We start from the raw sequence: 17,496 nt of genomic DNA on the forward strand, positions 1-17,496 counted from the left end.
CCGGGCCCGTTTCGGGGAGAAAAAGTACTACACGGGATTAGAACTTGAAGTTGGCCTTCAGCATGTACTGGCGGCCGGTCACATATTCCGAGGACATCTGCGTCTTGCTGCCCAGGTACGCGTAGTACTTGGAGTTCAGCAGGTTGAGCATGTTCAGGCTGAGCGAGAAGTTCTTGTTGATCTCGTAGCCCAGGGTGGCGTCCAGTTCCTTGAAGCCGTCGATGTAGGTCGACGGTGCACCAGCCACGTAACCACCGGCGAGGTAGCTCGAACGGTAGGTGTAGGCCAGGCTGGCGCTGTACGGACCCTGCTCGTAGTACGGAGCGACCGTGTACGAGTTCTTGGAGTTGTACGGCAGTGCGCCGCCGGTCTTGGTCGACGCGTCGGAGTAGGTGTAGTTAGCACGCAGACCGAAGCCGTAACCGTAGGCCTGCTGGTAGCTGATGGTGCCGCCCTTGACCTTGGCGCTGCCACCGTCGACCGGTGCGGTGACGTCGTAGGAGCACAGGCCGGTGGTCGTACACGCGCCCGAAGCCACCAGCGCTGCTGCGTTGTTGGCAAAGCCCGGCTGGGTCCACGAACCGTTCTGACGCTCTTCCGTGGTGGCCGCGTTGACGATGTAGTTCAGCACGTGCTTGTAGAAGAACGACACGGCAACCATCGACTCCGGATTGAAGTACCACTCCGCGGAACCGTCGAAGTTCACCGAACGATACGGCTTGATGTTCGGGTTACCCGCGGCAGCCGTGAGCACCGTGTCGTTGGCGGCGAAGTACGGCGCCATTTGGTTGTACGGGGCGTAGGACAGCGTTTCCGACCCGGCACCGCGCAGGATCACGTCAGGCGTGAGGTTCCAGGCGATGTTGAACGACGGCAGCCAGTTGTTGTGCGTGCTGTCCTGCGTGATGTAACCGAAGCCGCTCGGGAAGTCGCAATTCCAAACGTCCGCCGCCGCGCACGGCGCCGGAATCACCCAGCCGCTGCTGACGTTCTTGGTGTGCACGTAGCGCACGCCCAGGTTGCCGTGCACGTTGTCGGTGCCGAAGTTGGCCTGCAGGTAGGCAGCCTCGTTCTCCTGGGTGGTGGCCCAGGTGTTGTCCCAATACGAGTTCGGGTCCTGCGTGGAACCGAAGCCCGGCGTGCTGTTGATAGCGTTGAAGATGGCGTTGGCGCCGGCGGTCTGCACGTGCTGGATCGCCGTCTGGCTCAGGCCCAGGCTCTTGGCGCCATTGAGGTCGGACAGGCCACCAAAGCCGATCTGATCAAGCGTGAGCGCCTGCGGACCGGTGTAGACGTTGAGCGTCTGGCTTTCCCAGTGCTTGGCATAACGCACGCCCGCCTGGATGTTGTTGAGGAAGCCGTCGAAGTCTTTGGTGAAGTCGAGCTGGCCGTAGGTGTCCTTGGCCTTGTAGAGCTCTTTACCAATGTTGCCGCCCCAGCCGTTGTCAGCCCAGTAGCTCGGATCGTTGGCAGTGGATGGGTCGGTGTACTGCGGGCCCTGGTTGATGGACCAGTTGAAGCCGCCGCCGTAGTAGATCTCCTTCACGGCCGCCTGCATCGGGTTGCGCGAGGTGCTCACGCCGGCCTGGCCGTCCAAACGCCAGCCGTCACCCTTGTACTCGCCCGACAGGTCCACGCCCTTGGTGGTGATGACGGACTTGCGGGCGTTGTTGTCGGCGTAGGTGTCGGCCGTGCTGACGCAGTTGAGGTTGTTCTTGCACGGCGTGCCGGCCTGGCTACCGCTGGTGATGATGCCGTTCGGGCCTTCATTCAGCGACGTGATACCGGCCGGGTTATGCAGCGCCCAGGGGTACAGCGACTGGTTGAGGTTGCTCAGGTTGTCACGGGCGTACATCAGGCCGAGGTTGAAGCTGAGCGCTTCGGTCGGCTTCCACTGGACATTGGAGGTGACGCTGTCGCGCTTCTCGGTCTGCTGGAAGTTGGACACGCTGATCTGGTTCGGGATCTGGTCGCTCAGCTTGATCTTGCCTGCGGCGACTTCAGCCGCAGCCACCGGGCTCTTGCTGACAATGCCCGACACCGGCGTGTAACCGTAGTTCTCCAGGCCTTGGCGGTTCTGGAACTGCTCGTAGTGCTGCGCGGACACGTCGACGCCGAAGGTCTTGTCGTCGTTGTGCCAGCTGTAGAACAGCGAGCCGGACGGACGGCTGTCCTTGACCATGTCGTTGTAGTTCACGCCGAACGAACCGCTGACCGTATTGGACGGCACATCAAGCGGCTTGACCGTGTGCATGATGATGGTGCCGCCGAGGGCGCCTTCCGGCAGACGGGCTTCCGGGCTCTTGTAGATCTCGAGGCGGCCGATCACTTCCGGCGCGAGCAGCGAGTAGTTGAAGCCGCGGTTCGGCGCGTCGTCGTACAGCCACACTGCCTGGGCCACCGGGTGGCCGTCGAGCAGGGTCAGGTTGAGGCTGGGGTCCATGCCGTTGATGCTGACGCGCTGCGTCGCACCCAACTGGCGATCGAGCGTAACGCCAGGAATCTGCGCCAATGCTTCGGCCACGTTGCTGGCCGGGAACTTGCCGATGTCTTCAGACGTGATGGCATCGACGATGGCGTCAGCGTTGCGCTTGGTGTCCATCGAGGCCTGCAGGCTCGCACGGATACCGGTGACGGTAACGGTTTCGAGATCTTTGGCCTTGGACTGGTCAGGCGCCTGATCCGACGACTGCGACTGCGGCGCCGGGCCAGTGGCCGGGGCGGCGGTCTGAGCATAGAGCGAACCGGACAAACAGAGTCCGGCGATGATGCTGGCGGCTAGAAGCGTCTTGCGGTGTGACATGGTTTCCTCCCCTCGAAGGCATTTCAGCAGTGGAAGCTGTGGGTCGTCCGACTGCTTGCGTGGCGATTGGGCTTGCGCCCGGTTCAATGCAACGGTGTGTACTGCGCTCTCCCCTGGTCTTACTTACGCCCGTCCAGGTACAGGCCGGCTGCACCGATCACACCGTGCTGGCCGTGCTCCATCAGTCGTACGGGAACTTGCTGCAGAAAGGCGCGCATGACGCCTTTGTTGAAAAAGCGCTGGCGGAAGCTGCTGGTGAGCAGCACATCGCGGATCTGCGGAAGAATGCCGCCGGCCAGGAACACGCCCCCGCGTGCGCCATACAGCAGGCACAGATCGCCGACAAAGCTGCCCAGCAAACCGCAGAACACGTCCAGCGCTTCCACTGCCGCCGCGTCGCTGCGCTCCAGCGCCGCCTGCGTCACTTGGCTCGGCTGGGTCAGTACCGGTGCTTGATCTCGCAGCGCGCACAGTGCGCGATACAGGTTGAGCAGACCCGGCCCCGACAGGGCATGTTCGAAGGACACATAGGCGCGGTCGCGCGCTAGGTAGCGAAGAATCTCGATCTCGCGTTCGTTGCCCGGCGCCAGCGCGATCTGGCCCGCTTCGGTGGCCAGCACCGTCGCGTGCGGATGACCGGGCAGCAGCACGGCCGAACCCAGCCCCGTGCCTGGACCCATCACCAGCACCGGGCCTTCGGCTGCCGGCGCCTCGCTCTCGATCACGGCGGTGGTGTCGGTCGTGCTCAGGAACTGGGTGGCGTAGGCCACCGCTTCGAAGTCGTTGACTACCGCCAGTTGGTCGATGCCCAAGCTGTCGCGGATCTCGCGGATGGAGACGGGCCACGGCAGGTTGTCGTTGACGATGGCGTCGCCCAACACGTAACCGGCGCTGGCCACCGCACAGCGGTCGACGTGCACGGAATGATCCAACTGACCGACGAAGTCCTGCAGCACCGCGGTCAAGCTCGGCCACTCGGCGCACGCATAGCGGTGGTATTGCAGCACCGTCACCGGACGCGTCCCGTCCGGCTGGCGACTCACCAGCCCGATGCGAGCGTGTGTTCCTCCGACGTCCGCAGCGAGAAACATGGCTTCTTGCGCCAAGAACTCACGTGCGCTGTGGCTGACCCCTTCGACCACTGCTATCCCCTCGTCATGCCCGTGTCACGTTCCTGTGAACGCGATCCATATTGGCCGGAGTCTGGGTAATGCTTGACAACGTTGTCAACAATACTCACGTCACATGCCGAAAAGGCCTATGCGGCATGGCAGCATGGATCACCGAATCAGGCCATCCATGCTCGATCGAGATCGCACTTAATTCATTGTTTTTGTTTTCTATTGTTAGCAACAGACGCAAGCCTATTTTTGTATCGCAACGCGCCACGACAACGAAATTACCAATGACCCGAAGCAGCCAAATAACGAGTCAAAAGGGGGGGATTTTCGGCCTCGTCAAAGCTGTCGAAGCAGGCGAATGTCGCTCACGTTGACAACGTTGTGCACACATCCCCCTCGCAGAACCCCGCGACGTAACTTCACGTCCCGGCAACGGTCGCTTTCCATGAAAGTGCGCTGTTCGCATCGCGAGTTGTCGCGATGCCAGAGCCACGTTGCAGTGCGCATCGGCAAACGCACGTCGTTCTGCAACACTCCTTGCGTGATACGCGATTGCCCACGATTGATACGCACGCCGCTGGCACCAAACCACGCAGTGTTTTCCACCCGACCCGACCATGCACGGATGGCGGACGCATGAGCCATCCATTCGCAAACCTGCAACTGGAAGCCCTCGCGGAAGACGCATGGCTTTTGCGTTTCGGCGAGACCATCGATGTCGCCGTGAATGCACGCGTGCATACGGCGGCAGCGCTGCTGCGGGCGCATCTGCCCGACATCGAATGCGTGCCCGCCTATGCAAGCTTGTTGCTGCGCGTCGACCTCGACGTCCGCAGCAGCGATGGCCTGCGCGAAACGATCGAAGCAGCATTGAGCAACCCCTCAGCGCCGGCCACCGGAACACGCGAGGTGATCGTGCCGGTGTGGTACGGCGACGAAGCGGGCGCCGATCTGCAAGACGTCGCTGCACATGCACGCATGTCGGCCGAGGAAGTGATCGCGCGCCATAGCGCCCCCGCCTACCACGTCGCGATGCTCGGATTCGCACCCGGCTTTCCGTATCTGCTGGGACTCGATCCGGCCCTGTCCATGCCGCGGCGTAGCCAGCCACGCACCAGCGTGCCGGCCGGTAGCGTCGCCATCGGTGGCTTGCAGACAGGCATCTACCCGCAGGCATTGCCGGGTGGGTGGCATCTGATCGGCCGCACACCGATGCACCTGTTCGACCTTGGAGCGAGCTCGCCGTCGCTGTGCCAGCCGGGTGACCGTGTTCGCTTTCAGGTTATCGACGAGCACGAGTACCGGCGACTTGCCGTCGATGCAGGCGCAGCGCGATGAGCGTCGAGGTCATCAAGCCCGGCTTGCTCAGCAGCCTGCAGGACGGCGGTCGCCGCGGCTACGCCAACCTGGGCCTGGGACGCGCCGGCGCCATGGATGAGCCCGCCTGGCGTCTGGCCAATGCGCTGGTCGGCAATCACGACGACGAAGCCGCGCTAGAGATCACACTCGCCGGCCCCACGCTGCGCTTCCAGCACGACGCGGTGATCGCGCTTACGGGTGCCGTGATCGAAGCACGCGCCGACGGACAAGCGCTGCCGCCGTGGACGAGCTGCTTCCTGCCGGCGGGCACGCTGTTGCGTCTCGGCGGCATGCGCCACGGGTGCCGCAGTTATCTGGCCGTTCACGGAGGTTTTGATGCTGCGCCCGTACTGGGCAGCCGCAGCACCGACCTTCACGCGCATATCGGCCCGCTGGACGGGCGCGCGCTGCAAGCCGGCGACGTCATCGACATCGGCGGGCGCGAGCCCGCGGCCTGGTTTCGTCCTGCCCAGGACGTGCAAGCACTGCGCTGGGGGCTGGACCCGCAGCCGTGGCTCGACTATGCGCGAGCGCCACTGGGACTGCTGCGCGGCCATCATCACGGGGCGCTGGACCATGCATCGCAACACGCGTTGTTCGCGCAGCGCTTCGTGGTCAGCAAGGACAGCAATCGCACCGGCAACCGCATGGATGGCCCGCTGTTGCGGCTCGACCATCCGCTCGAACTGGTTTCCGAAGCCACGCTGCCGGGCACGCTGCAGTTGCCGCCCTCGGGGCAACCCATCCTGTTGCTGGCCGAGGCCCCGGTGACCGGTGGCTATCCGCGCATCGGGCAACTCGCCGCGGTGGACTTGCCGCGCATCGCGCAGCGTCGGCCGGGCGATGCCGTATGCTTCCGCGAGAGCACCATGGACGAAGCCCGGCAACGCCTGCGCACGCGGAACGATGCGCTGCAACAACTGATCCAACGCATTGCACAACGGCTGGAATCTCCATGAAAAACCGCTTCGCCAAAACCATCGATATCAACAGCGATTTGGGCGAATCCTTCGGTGCGTGGCGCATGGGCGATGACGCCGCGCTGCTCGCCATCGTCAGCTCGGCCAATATTGCCTGCGGCTTCCACGGCGGCGACCCTGACATCATGCGCGGCACCGTGGCGCTGGCCGTGCAGCACGACGTCGCCATCGGCGCCCATGTCTCGCTGCCGGACCTGCAAGGCTTCGGCCGACGCGAGATGGCCGTGACGCCGAACGAGGCGTATGCATTGACGCTCTACCAGATCGGCGCGCTGCACGGATTCACCCAGGCAGCCGGAACACGCCTGCGCCACGTCAAACCCCACGGTGCGCTGTACAACATGGCGGCGCGCGATGCGAAGCTCGCTGCCGCCATTGCCCGCGCCGTGCACGATTTCGATCCGAGCCTGCGCCTGTTCGGGCTCGCCAACTCCGCGATGGTCGAGGCCGGCACGGCCGTAGGACTTCCGGTAGCCGCCGAAGCCTTCGCCGATCGGCGCTACCGGGCCGACGGCTCCTTGCAGCCCCGGCGTGAACCCGACGCGGTGATCCAGGAAAGCGACGAAGCCATCGCCCAGGCGATGGCCATGGTGCGCGAAGGTCAGGTGCGCGCGGTGGACGGCAGTGTCATCGCCTTGCAAGCCGATACCTTATGTGTCCATGGCGACGGTACGCACGCGGTCGCGTTTGCGCGACAACTGCGCGCGGCGCTGGAGGCTGCCGACATCGGTATCCAGGCGCCTCATGCGACGGAGAGTCGCGCATGAATTACTGGCCGCTGTTGGGCGTGGCGGTCATCGTCATCGGCTTTGCACTGCGCTTCAATCCCGTGCCGGTAGTGGTGTGCGCCGCACTGGTCAGCGGCGTGCTGGCCGGCATGCATGTGCCTGACCTATTGGCGCTGCTCGGTAAGAGTTTCGTCTCTTCGCGCATGCTGCTGATGTTCGTGCTCACCCTGCCTGCCATCGGCCTACTCGAACATGCCGGCTTGCGTGAGCATGCCCAGCAATGGATGGGACGCTTGCGAGGCATGACGCTGGCGCGTCTGTTGATCGGCTACCTGCTGGTGCGCGAAGTGCTGGCCATGTTCGGCCTTACCGGCGTGGCCGGAGCGGCGCAGACCGTGCGCCCGCTGCTGGCGCCCATGGGCGAGGCCGCCGCAGAGAAGATCCATCCTGAATTGAGTGACGCCGACCGCGACGAAGTACGCGCCGTTGCCGCCGCGACGGACAACATCGGCCGCTTCTTCGGCGAGGACGTGTTCATTGCGCTCGGCGCCGTGCTGCTGATCCAGGGTTTCTACGCCCAGCACGGCATTGACCTGACGCCGCTTTCTATTGCGCTTTGGGCCTTACCCACGGCGATCGCAGCGTTCGTGATCCAGTCGGTTCGCATCTGGCTGTTCCAGCGCCGCCTTCAACGTCGTGCATCCGTGCGCACCCGTGAGGAGGCCTGAGCATGCTGCGCATTGAGTACGCCTACTGGCTGATCGCTGCCTTCCTGTTCTATACCTCCTGGCGCAAAGCACGCGAGCGTCAATTTTATTGTGCGGCGTTCTGGGGCTTGCTGGGCCTGCTGTTCGCCGGTGGTGACGCGGTGCTCGCCGCACAGAAGGCGGGCGATACCCTGCCCGCGCAACTGGCGGGTTGCGTCGTGATCGCGCTGGCCTTGATCGCGCCGCGCATGCGCCGCAAGGCGCACCCGGAAACGGCAAGCGCATCGGCGCGACTGGCCTCGGCACTCAGGCTGGGCCACAAGCTGTTCATCCCTGCCCTGCTGATTCCCTTGGTGACGCTGGTAGTCGCGTTGATCGGTGACCACCTGTCCATCGGCGGGCATGCGCTGTTCGCCAAGCCGCAGATGACGCTGACGGGTTTGATGCTGGCCTGCGTGATCGCCCTGGTGGCCGCGGCTCGCGTTGCGCAGGCCCCACTAGCTCAGGGTCTGTCGGAAGGCCATCGACTGCTCGACGCCATCGGCTGGGCGGCACTGCTGCCTCTGCTATTGGCCGCGCTGGGCGAGGTGTTCACGCAGAGTGGCGTCGGCGCTGGCATCGCTGCTCTGGCGCAAACGGTCCTGCCCGAAGGCAATGCCTTTATGTGCTTGCTGGTGTTCGCGCTGGGCATGGTGTTGTTCACCGTGATCATGGGCAATGCCTTCGCCGCGTTCCCGGTGATGATGGCGGGCATCGGCCTGCCGCTGCTGGTGCATCGCTATGGCGCGCATCCCGCCATCCTCGGCTCCATGGGCATGCTGTGCGGCTATTGCGGCACGCTGCTCACGCCGATGGCCGCCGACTACAACCTGGTGCCCGCCGCGTTGCTGGAGCTGCGCAATCCTTATGGGGTGATCCGTGCACAGGCATGGAGTGCGGCAGGTATTTTTGCCGCCACCTTCATTGCCATGTGGGCGCTGGTATTCCGTTGATCCCGCTGCACGCCACGAGACGTTATCCATGAGCAAGCCACCGCAGATTCTCCTGACCGGCTTCACCCCGTTCGGCGACGAAGACATCAACCCCTCATGGGAGGCGGTGCGCGAACTGGACGGTAAGCACATCGGCGGGCATCGCGTGGTATCGCGCCTGTTGCCCACGGCATTCGCCGATTCGCAGCGCGAACTGTCGCTAATGGTGGACGAAGTCCGGCCCGCGATTTTGCTTGGCGTGGGCCAGGCTGGCGGGCGCAGCCGCCTTTCCATCGAGCGGGTGGCGATCAACGTGCAGGATGCACGCATCCCGGACAACGTGGGCGAACAACCGATCGACGAGGCCATCATCGCCGGAGGGCCCGCGGCGTATTTCAGCACACTGCCGATCAAGGCCATGCTGAAAGCCTTGCTGGCAGCGGGACTGCCTGCCGAGATCTCGAATACGGCGGGCACGTTCGTGTGCAATCACGTCGCCTACCTGATGCTGCATCTTGCCGCCGCGCATCGTGATCTGCGGGCCGGCTTCGTCCACATTCCTTACTTGCCTTCGCAGGCGGCGCGATTCCCGAATACCCCGAGCATGAGCAGCGTCGACGTGGTGCGTGCGCTGACGATTGCACTGGAAGTGGCCACCACACAGCACATCGACGAACGCCTGGGTGCCGGCACGCTCGACTGAGTCGCCGCCCGACCAACGCGCATCCCGCGGGATTTGTGCACCATTCTGTCGCTGACAAGGAGTGTCCTATGTTGAATCGCCTCAAATCCATGCTTGCGGGCGCGAAGCCCGACCTTCCTTCCGACGAAGGTCGGTTGCTCAACGCCTATGCCACCACAGCGTCACCTCCCGCGCTGAATTTTCCGCACACTCTTCTCGGCCAACGCGACTTGCGTGACCCGGAGCTTTCCGCACATCTGCACGGTTTCATCGGCTATGTGCTGAGCCGTGGTGACGGACAGATGACACGCACGCGCTACCACCTCATGCGCCACCTGCAACGCGTGCAGCATCACGTCAGCCTGCGCGTGCCCGATGCCGCCACGCCCGCCTTTCGCCAATGGGCCACGCACGCCAATGCCGTGGTGTTTCTGGAGGACGGCAGCGTCCGCGACCCACAGGGCGGGCTGCTGATCGATGGCCAGGGACAGGAAGATCCCTCCGGAGCCCTGCCTTATCCCGCGCAGGCCTGGGAGCGCAAGCAGCGCAGCGAAATAGCGCTGGCACAGCGGGATATTCGTGTTCCCACCCACCTGCCGCCGCTGGTCAGCGAACCTGAGGTGCGGTGGCGCACGCCCGGGGAAGTCGCCCGGCGAGCCATGGCCTTGCTGGTCGTTGCCACTTATGCGGAGAGCGTGCGGGACGGTGGTGCGCTGAGCGTGGCGCAGATTCGCGAACGCTTGCCCGTCGCTTTTGACCACCTGTCGCCCAAGGAACTAGCATTCCTTCAGGCAACCGAGCCCGACGCCCATCAAGTCAACCAGATGGGCTGGCGCTACGAAAGCCTGGCTTTACTGGCGTGGACGCTCCAGTTGAGTCCGACACTGCCTTACCCGGACGAGATCTGCGATGTGGGTACGCTATGCGCCACATTGCTGGATGTCGCCACACCGGATTGGCCAGACCAGGCGCGGCTGCGCCCAGCCAGCGAACTGCTGGATGCGCTCGACCTGCATTATCGGCTGCACTGGCTTACTCGCGAAGCCGAACTGGGCCGACGCACGCTACCCGAAGGCCTGGTGGTGCCCGGCATGGTGCTGGAGCGCCATCACGCGTTGAACTGGCTGGTGCGCTTCGAAGACAACGATTGGGACGACGTCGACACGCCCACCTGATGACCCTTGCCTACCGGACAAAAAAAGGGCCTGGCAAGCCGCCAGGCCCGTACCGGGGAGGTGCAAGTCATCAGAGCTTGAAGTGGGCCTCCAGCATGAACTCGCGACCACTTACGTATTCGTTGGCCAGCTCGGTCGTACCCGGGCCGAAGTACTGCGTGTACTTCGAGTTCAGCAGGTTGAGCATGTTGAAGGTCAACTGGACGTGCTTGTTGATCTGGTAACCCGCCGAGGCATCGAGTTCCTTGAACGAACCCGTGTACGAGTCCGGGGCACCGGCCACGTAGCCGCCAGCCAGGTACTCGCCGCGCCAGTTGTAGGAAATGCTGGCGGTGTACGGGCCCTTTTCAAAGTACGGCGCAATGGTGGACGAGTTCTTGGAGTTGTACGGCAGCGGGCCACCGGCCACCGTCTTGGAATCGGAGTAGGTGTAGTTGGCACGCAGACCGAAACCGCTGCTACCGAAGGCCTGCTGATAGCTGATCGCCGCACCCTTGACCGTCGCGCGGCCACCGTTGATGGGCGTGGACACGCTGTACTGGCACACGCCCACCGCGGTACAGACGCCTGCTGCGACCAGCGATTTGCCTTCCGTACCGTTCTCGATCTGTGCCCACGAACCGTTCTGTCGGTTCTCGAACGACGCCTGGTTGACCACGTAGTTCAGGACGTTCTTGTAGAACCCTGAGAGAGCGATCACCGATTCGGGGTTGAAGTAGTACTCCAACGAGGTGTTGAAGTTCACCGAGCGATAGGGCTTGAGGTTGGGGTTACCTTGCGCGGCCGTCAGCGGAGCAACCGTGTCGTTGGCTTCGAAGAACGGTGCATATTCGTTGTACGGCGCATAGGCCACGGTTTCTGACCCGGCACCACGCAGGATCAGATCAGGCATGATGTTCCATGCAATGTTGAACGCCGGCAGCCAGTTGTTGTTCGTGCTGGTCTGACCGAGGTAACCATAACCCGCCGGCAGCACGCAGTCGTACGTCGTGCAGGTTTGCGGCACGTTGTAGCCATACGCGGTGATTGACGTATGGACATAACGCACGCCGATGTTGCCGTGAACGTCATCGTTGCCGAAGTTGACCTGACCATACAGCGAGCTGTTCTTCTGCTGCATGTTGAACGTGTTGTTGTACGTCTGCACGGCGTTGTTGGCGATGAGGCCGTTGTCGGGACTGAGCACCGCATTGAAGATGGACTGGTAGCCCTGGGTGACAACGTGCTGCACCGAACTGCCCCCCCAGGCCGATGCTCTTGGCGCCCTGCAGATTGGACAGTCCGCCAAAGCCCACGTCTTCCAGCGATTGCTCACCAAGGCCCGAGTAATCGATCAGGCTCTGGCTTTCCCAGTGCGACGCATAACGCGCGCCAACCAGCAACTCGTTGAAGAAGCCATCGAACTGCTTGGTGAAGTCGATCTGCGCATAGGCATCCTTCGACTTATAGGGCTTGTAGGCAATGCTGCCGCCGCCGCCCATGGTGTCCGCCCAATAGCCCGGGTTATTCGCTTGCGACGGCTCCGTGAAATTGAAGCCCTTGGCCGTATTCCAGTTGAAGCCGCCGCCATAGAAGAACTCTTCGAAGGCCTGCGAAATGTTGTCGCGTGACGTGCTCACGCCTGCCTGGCCGCCGAGGCTCCAGCCATCACCGCGGTAGGTACCACGCCAGTCGATGCCGCGAGTCTGCACATACGAACCGCGCGCATCGTTGTCTTCAAAGGTCAGCGCAGGGCTGGCGCAGTTGAAGCTGTGGTAGCAGGCCGTACCGGCCACGGAGCCGGACGTGATGAAACCAGCCGAATTGGCTGGCCCCAAGCTGGTGATGGGGCTGGCCGAGGCGATCGGATAGAGCGATGTATTGATGTTGTTGAGGCTGTCATTCATGTACATCAGGCTGAGCGTGCTATCGAAATGGTCGCTCGGCTTGTACTGAATGTTGACGAAGACGCTGTTGCGCTTCTCAGTCTGCTGGAAATCAGCGACGTTCAACTCGTTAGGAAACTGGTCGCTGGCCTTGATGGTTCCCGCGGCAATTTCCGATGCCACGGCTGGATTAGCGGACGCGACCGAACCGGCGGTCGAATAACCGAAGATTTCCTGGCCCTGGCGCGAGGTGATCTCTTCGTAATGCTGTGCGGAAACATCGACACCAAAGGTCTTGTCGTCGTTGTGCCAGCTATAGAAGACCGAACCATTCGGGCGCTGCCTGTCCACCATGTCGTTGTAGTTCACGCCAAACGAACCGGTCAGCGTGTTGGAAGGCACATCCAGCGGCTGCACCGTATGCATGAACACCGTGCCGCCCAGGCTACCTTCCGGCAAGCGGGCTTCCGGGGTCTTGAAGATCTCAAGCTGGCCCAGGATCTCCGGCGGCAGCAGTGAATAGTTGAAGCCACGGTTCGGGCTATCGCCATACAGCCACATCGCCTGGGCCACTGGGTGGCCGTCAAGGAACGCATTGTTGAGGCTGGGGTCGATGCCATCGATGCTTACGCGCTGCGTGGCGCCAAAGAGACGATCCAGCGTAACGCCAGGGATCTGCGCCAGCGCTTCGGCCACGTTGGTCGCCGGGAACTTGCCGATATCCGTCGCCGTGATGGCATCGACGATGGCATCGGCATTGCGCTTGGTATCCAGCGATGCCTGCAAGCTGGCGCGGATGCCGGTAACGGTGACCGTTGCCAGTTGCTTGGCCTGCGACTGGTCCGGCGCCTGCTGCGCATTGGCATTGGGGTTCGTCGTGGGGTTCGTCGTGGGATTAGTGCTGGACGTTGGCGGGGTGGTACCGGTCTGCTGCGCGTCCTGCGCATGAAGCGACATGGAAATACACAGTCCGGCAACGATGCTGGCGGCGAGCAGTGTCTTGCGATGTGACATGGTGTCCTCCCCTCGAAGGCTTCACTGCAGAAAACGTTGTGGGACGTCGGCTGCAACGTGTCGGTTGGGCATGTGCCCGGTTGGATTGATTGGAACTACATGGGTACTGCGCTCTCCCCGGCGCGAGGGCCCGCGGCGGCGCCCTCTCGGTTTTGCAAATCGATGAACAGCCCGGCGGCGCCAATGACACCGTGCTGGCCGTGCTCCATCAGTCGTACGGGAACCTGTTGCAGAAAGGCGCGCATGACGCCTTTGTTGAAAAAACGCTGGCGGAAGCTGCTGGTGAGCAGCACATCGCGGATCTGCGGAAGAATGCCGCCGGCCAGGAACACGCCCCCGCGTGCGCCATACAGCAGGCACAGATCGCCGACAAAGCTGCCCAGCAAACCGCAGAACACGTCCAGCGCTTCCACTGCCGCCGCGTCGCTGCGCTCCAGCGCCGCCTGCGTCACTTGGCTCGGCTGGGTCAGTACCGGTGCTTGATCTCGCAGCGCGCACAGTGCGCGATACAGGTTGAGCAGACCCGGCCCCGACAGGGCGTGTTCGAAGGACACGTAGGCGCGGTCGCGCGCCAGGTAGCGAAGAATCTCGATCTCGCGTTCGTTGCCCGGCGCCAGCGCGATCTGGCCCGCTTCGGTGGCCAGCACCGTCGCATGCGGATGACCGGGCAGCAGCACCGCCGAACCCAGCCCCGTGCCCGGACCCATCACCAGCACCGGGCCTTCGGCTGCCGGCGCTTCGCTCTCGATCACGGCGGTGGTGTCGGTCGTGCTCAGGAACTGGGTGGCGTAGGCCACGGCTTCGAAGTCGTTGACTACCGCCAGCTGATCGATGCCCAGGCTGTCGCGGATCTCGCGGATGGAGACAGGCCACGGCAGGTTGTCGTTGACGATGGCGTCGCCCAACACGTAACCAGCGCTCGCCACCGCACAGCGGTCGACGTGCACGGAATGATCCAACTGACCGACGAAGTCCTGCAGCACCGCGGTCAGGCTCGGCCACTCGGCACACGCATAGCGGTGGTATTGCAGCACCGTCACTGGACGCGTTCCGTCAGGCTGGCGACTCACCAGCCCGATGCGAGCGTGTGTCCCCCCAACGTCCGCAGCGAGGAAAGCCCCCTGCAGGAGGGGCAGCCGACGTGTATCCAGACTGTGGTTACCGCTTTGCGCCACCGCCATCCCCTCGCCATGTCTGCGCCGCACTGCACGACGCCCGCCCCGATTTTGGCCGGAGTCTTGACTTGGATGACAACGTTGTCAATACGACGTTTTATCATGCGAAACAACGATTTGGCGCACACCAGCAATCGCATAAAATGACGCTCTTCGTGCAACTACTTGATGCAGCACAACACGATGTAAATAAAGGCTTTTATAACAAACACGAGGGTACCGACCGCCAACATCTCACGACTGCCGCGATGCAGCATGCGGCCGTGCCATGGGGGGCATTTCGGACAGTGGTCGTGACACCCTTCGATGGCTTGTTCGTGACAAAATTTGACAACGTTGTGCTTAGCGTTGATAACGACGCTTGCCGTTTCCTCTACCCTTCGGGAGGGGGAAGGCCTTTCGGGGGAATCGGGCCTGTCCAGGCCCATCGTTCAGCGGCAATCCGCGGGGAGTAGAGTCCATCCATGTCTGCCACAACGCTTGCCGCCGGCGAGTCGCGCTCTTCTAGCGTCGTGCCGATGCTCATCATCGGCGTGCTCTTCTTTATCTTTGGCTTCGTCACCTGGCTCAACGGCCCGCTGATCACCTTCGTGAAGCTGGCCTTCAACCTAGATGACGTGAACGCCTTTCTCGTGCCGCAGGCGTTCTATCTTTCGTACTTCGTCCTCGCCATTCCCATGTCGTACGTGCTTCGACTTACCGGAATGAAGAAGGGCATGGCGCTTGGCCTCTTCATCATGGCTGTCGGCGCAGTGATGTTCGGCCAGTTCATCAGCATGCGCGTGTACTACCCGGGCTTGATGGGGCTGTTTGTCATCGGTGCCGGCCTGGCACTGCTGCAGACCGCATCTAACCCCTACATCAGCATTCTCGGCCCCATCGACAGCGCAGCGCAGCGCATCGCCTTTATGGGCATCTGTAACAAAGTCGCCGGCGCACTTGCGCCGGTGGTATTTGGTGCCCTCGTACTCAAGGGAATCGATAGCCTCCCCGATCAGGTCAAGGCCGCACCAACACCTGAGGCTAAGGACGCGTTACTCAGCGCCTTCGCTGCGAAGGTCCATATGCCGTACATGGTCATGGCGGCATTGCTGGTGTTGCTTGCGATCTGGGTGGTCCGATCGCCACTACCGGAGATCAAGCCGGCTGGCGCCAACAGCGAGGCCGACATCGGCCATGCCAAAGGGGGCATCTTCAGCTTCCCTCATTTATGGCTTGGCGTGCTGTGTTTGTTCCTCTACGTGGGCGTGGAAGTGATGGCTGGCGACGCCATAGGCACCTACGGACAGGGCTTTGGCCTACCGCTAGCAGAAACCACGCATTTCACTTCGTTCACCCTGATCGCGATGCTGGTTGGCTATATAGCGGGCTTAGTGCTGATCCCGCGGTTCATCTCGCAGCAGAGCTATCTCGCGGTTTCAGCGGTGCTCGGCGTGCTGTTTACCATAGGCGCCTATGTGACTAGCGGATACACCTCGGTGGCTTTCGTGGCGGCGCTGGGCTTTGCTAACGCGATGATGTGGCCAGCCATTTTCCCGCTTGCCATCCATGGTCTCGGTCGACTGACGGAGCGCGGTTCCGCCCTGCTCATCATGGGCATCGTCGGCGGCGGCCTGGTACCTAAGCTCTTCGCGACGCTGAAACAGCACTACAACTTCCAGCTGGTATTCATGGCGCTGATGGTGCCCTGCTACCTGTACATCCTGTACTACGGCGTGAGGGGGCACCGCGTGGGCCAGCACGCGCGCTGAGCCTTGGGACGGCGCGCCACGCGCGCCATCCGCAGGCAAAGGCCCGCTGGGCTACGATGCCACTTCCCGTATTGCCGGAGTTTCCAAGTTGCGCAACCCCACCATCAAGGACGTCGCCAAGCGTTCGGGCGTTTCGCTCAAGACTGTCTCGCGTGTGATCAACCACGAGGCCTCCGTTCGCGCCGATACGCGCGAAAAGGTTGAGCGGGCGATCGAGGCGCTGGGCTACCAGCCCAACCCTTCCGCGCGCGGCCTGCGCAGTACGCATGCCTATGCCATCGGGCTGGTGTACGACAACCCGAACGCGCACTACGTGATCAGCATGCAGGACGGCGTGTTGTCCGCCTGCCGCGAACGCGGCTTCGGGCTGCTGATCCACCCTTGCGATTCGTCCTCGCCCGATCTGGCTGCGGAACTGTGCGCGCTGGTCGAGCGCAATCGCCTCGCTGGCCTGGTGCTGGCGCCGCCGATGTCGGAACAGGCCGAGTTGATCAACACGTTGATCGACAATGACGTCAGCTTCGTCCGCATCATTTCCTCGCGCGAAGATCCTCATGACGGCGCCCCCTGCGTCTACATCGACGACCGCAGCGCGGCGTACGCCATCACCGAACACCTGATTCAGATGGGCCACAAGCGCATCGGCTTCCTGTGGGGCGAGCCGCACCACCGGTCCAGCCCGGAGCGCTACCAGGGCTACGCCGACGCGCTGCGTGAGTACGGCTTGCCGATGGACAAGAAGCTGGTGTTGCCCGGCCGCTACGCATTCGACGACGGTTTCCGCGGCGCGCGCAAGCTGCTCGCGCTGAAGGATCCGCCGACCGCGATCTTCGGCAGCAACGATGAGATCGCAGCCGGCGTACTCGCCGCTGCGCGTTCGAGCGGCATGGACGTGCCGTGGAATCTTTCCATTGCCGGCTTCGAGGACAGCCCGTTCTCCAAGCAGGCATGGCCGGCGCTTACCACCGCGCGTCAGTCCACCAGCGACATCGGCCGCCACGCCGCGCTGCAACTGATGGCCGAACTGCAACGCAAGGCCGGTGCGGCCGTGGAGTTGCCGCACAGCGAATGTTTCGTACCCGAACTGGTCGTGCGCGGCTCCACTGCGCCACCGCAAACCCCGACGCCACGCAAGAGTTGAGGCCACGCCTCGACCTTTGCGGTG

15 protein-coding genes are annotated in these 17,496 nt (G+C 63.0%); 10 read left to right on the forward strand and 5 right to left on the reverse strand.

All coding sequences use genetic code 11. The features are described 5' to 3' along the window. Positions 1-37: 37 nt before the first annotated feature. Together DYST_RS13810 and glk (DYST_RS13815) are read right to left on the reverse strand one after the other, a co-directional pair. Entirely contained in the window at positions 38-2,803 is a 2,766-nt protein-coding gene (locus DYST_RS13810; RefSeq protein ID WP_239946273.1) for a TonB-dependent receptor, read from the reverse strand. 119 nt (positions 2,804-2,922) lie between these two features. Beyond that, a complete protein-coding gene (glk, locus tag DYST_RS13815) occupies positions 2,923-3,945 on the reverse strand; it encodes a glucokinase (protein WP_102302254.1) in 1,023 nt (340 codons plus the stop codon). A 615-nt stretch (positions 3,946-4,560) separates the two neighbouring features. Here glk (DYST_RS13815) and pxpB point away from each other — a divergent pair. From pxpB to DYST_RS13850, 7 genes are all read left to right on the forward strand, one after another. After that, positions 4,561-5,262 carry a 5-oxoprolinase subunit PxpB gene (gene pxpB, locus DYST_RS13820; protein ID WP_239946274.1) on the forward strand — a complete coding sequence of 234 codons (702 nt, stop codon included), beginning with the start codon at positions 4,561-4,563 and terminating at the stop codon, positions 5,260-5,262. Next, a complete protein-coding gene (locus DYST_RS13825; RefSeq protein WP_239946275.1) occupies positions 5,259-6,242 on the forward strand; it encodes a biotin-dependent carboxyltransferase family protein in 984 nt (327 codons plus the stop codon). Before pxpB ends, DYST_RS13825 begins: the two co-directional genes overlap by 4 nt. Next, a complete protein-coding gene (locus tag DYST_RS13830) occupies positions 6,239-7,030 on the forward strand; it encodes a LamB/YcsF family protein (RefSeq protein ID WP_239946276.1) in 792 nt (263 codons plus the stop codon). The genes DYST_RS13825 and DYST_RS13830 overlap by 4 nt, the downstream gene beginning before the upstream one ends. Next, on the forward strand, positions 7,027-7,719 hold the full coding sequence (locus tag DYST_RS13835; protein ID WP_239946277.1) for a DUF969 domain-containing protein: 693 nt from the start codon (positions 7,027-7,029) through the stop codon (positions 7,717-7,719). Before DYST_RS13830 ends, DYST_RS13835 begins: the two co-directional genes overlap by 4 nt. 2 nt (positions 7,720-7,721) lie before the next feature. Beyond that, on the forward strand, positions 7,722-8,690 hold the full coding sequence (locus DYST_RS13840; RefSeq protein ID WP_239946278.1) for a 5-oxoproline transporter, DUF979 family subunit: 969 nt from the start codon (positions 7,722-7,724) through the stop codon (positions 8,688-8,690). A gap of 28 nt (positions 8,691-8,718) precedes the next feature. Continuing rightward, entirely contained in the window at positions 8,719-9,372 is a 654-nt protein-coding gene (gene pcp / locus DYST_RS13845; protein ID WP_239946279.1) for a pyroglutamyl-peptidase I, read from the forward strand. Between the two features lie 68 nt (positions 9,373-9,440). Continuing rightward, positions 9,441-10,526 carry a DUF4272 domain-containing protein gene (locus DYST_RS13850; protein WP_239946280.1) on the forward strand — a complete coding sequence of 362 codons (1,086 nt, stop codon included), beginning with the start codon at positions 9,441-9,443 and terminating at the stop codon, positions 10,524-10,526. A gap of 70 nt (positions 10,527-10,596) precedes the next feature. Here the strand turns inward: DYST_RS13850 and DYST_RS13855 are convergent, their stop codons facing one another. The 3 genes from DYST_RS13855 to glk (DYST_RS13865) form a co-directional block, all read right to left on the reverse strand. Next, positions 10,597-11,712, reverse strand: a complete 1,116-nt coding sequence (locus tag DYST_RS13855) for a TonB-dependent receptor domain-containing protein (RefSeq protein WP_239952118.1) — start codon at positions 11,710-11,712, stop codon at positions 10,597-10,599. Next, entirely contained in the window at positions 11,594-13,405 is a 1,812-nt protein-coding gene (locus tag DYST_RS13860) for a TonB-dependent receptor plug domain-containing protein (protein WP_239946281.1), read from the reverse strand. The genes DYST_RS13855 and DYST_RS13860 overlap by 119 nt, the downstream gene beginning before the upstream one ends. 95 nt (positions 13,406-13,500) lie before the next feature. Beyond that, positions 13,501-14,586, reverse strand: a complete 1,086-nt coding sequence (gene glk / locus DYST_RS13865) for a glucokinase (RefSeq protein WP_428993913.1) — start codon at positions 14,584-14,586, stop codon at positions 13,501-13,503. Positions 14,587-14,648: 62 nt separating this feature from the next. Here glk (DYST_RS13865) and DYST_RS13870 point away from each other — a divergent pair, with 62 nt between their 5' ends. The 3 genes from DYST_RS13870 to DYST_RS13880 all read left to right on the forward strand — a co-directional run bounded on the left by DYST_RS13870 (position 14,649) and on the right by DYST_RS13880 (position 17,472). Beyond that, entirely contained in the window at positions 14,649-15,035 is a 387-nt protein-coding gene (locus DYST_RS13870; protein ID WP_239946282.1) for a hypothetical protein, read from the forward strand. A gap of 9 nt (positions 15,036-15,044) precedes the next feature. Beyond that, on the forward strand, positions 15,045-16,331 hold the full coding sequence (locus DYST_RS13875) for a sugar MFS transporter (RefSeq protein WP_239946283.1): 1,287 nt from the start codon (positions 15,045-15,047) through the stop codon (positions 16,329-16,331). Positions 16,332-16,419: 88 nt separating this feature from the next. Further along, the gene (locus DYST_RS13880) at positions 16,420-17,472 is read left to right on the forward strand and encodes a LacI family DNA-binding transcriptional regulator (protein ID WP_239946284.1); all 1,053 of its coding nucleotides are present in this window, start codon (positions 16,420-16,422) and stop codon (positions 17,470-17,472) included. The last annotated feature ends 24 nt before the right edge of the window (positions 17,473-17,496 follow it).

Source organism: Dyella terrae (genome assembly GCF_022394535.1).
In the GTDB taxonomy this organism is placed as follows: domain Bacteria; phylum Pseudomonadota; class Gammaproteobacteria; order Xanthomonadales; family Rhodanobacteraceae; genus Dyella.

Excerpts from the sequence above, each read along its gene's own strand:
- DYST_RS13810 (WP_239946273.1), bottom strand. The coding sequence starts at position 2,803 with ATGTCACACCGCAAGACGCTTCTAGCCGCCAGCATCATCGCCGGACTC.
- pxpB (WP_239946274.1), top strand. The coding sequence starts at position 4,561 with ATGAGCCATCCATTCGCAAACCTGCAACTGGAAGCCCTCGCGGAAGAC.
- glk (WP_428993913.1), bottom strand. The coding sequence starts at position 14,586 with ATGGCGGTGGCGCAAAGCGGTAACCACAGTCTGGATACACGTCGGCTG.
- DYST_RS13830 (WP_239946276.1), top strand. The coding sequence starts at position 6,239 with ATGAAAAACCGCTTCGCCAAAACCATCGATATCAACAGCGATTTGGGC.
- DYST_RS13825 (WP_239946275.1), top strand. The coding sequence starts at position 5,259 with ATGAGCGTCGAGGTCATCAAGCCCGGCTTGCTCAGCAGCCTGCAGGAC.
- DYST_RS13850 (WP_239946280.1), top strand. The coding sequence starts at position 9,441 with ATGTTGAATCGCCTCAAATCCATGCTTGCGGGCGCGAAGCCCGACCTT.
- DYST_RS13840 (WP_239946278.1), top strand. The coding sequence starts at position 7,722 with ATGCTGCGCATTGAGTACGCCTACTGGCTGATCGCTGCCTTCCTGTTC.
- DYST_RS13875 (WP_239946283.1), top strand. The coding sequence starts at position 15,045 with ATGTCTGCCACAACGCTTGCCGCCGGCGAGTCGCGCTCTTCTAGCGTC.
- DYST_RS13860 (WP_239946281.1), bottom strand. The coding sequence starts at position 13,405 with ATGTCACATCGCAAGACACTGCTCGCCGCCAGCATCGTTGCCGGACTG.
- pcp (WP_239946279.1), top strand. The coding sequence starts at position 8,719 with ATGAGCAAGCCACCGCAGATTCTCCTGACCGGCTTCACCCCGTTCGGC.
- DYST_RS13835 (WP_239946277.1), top strand. The coding sequence starts at position 7,027 with ATGAATTACTGGCCGCTGTTGGGCGTGGCGGTCATCGTCATCGGCTTT.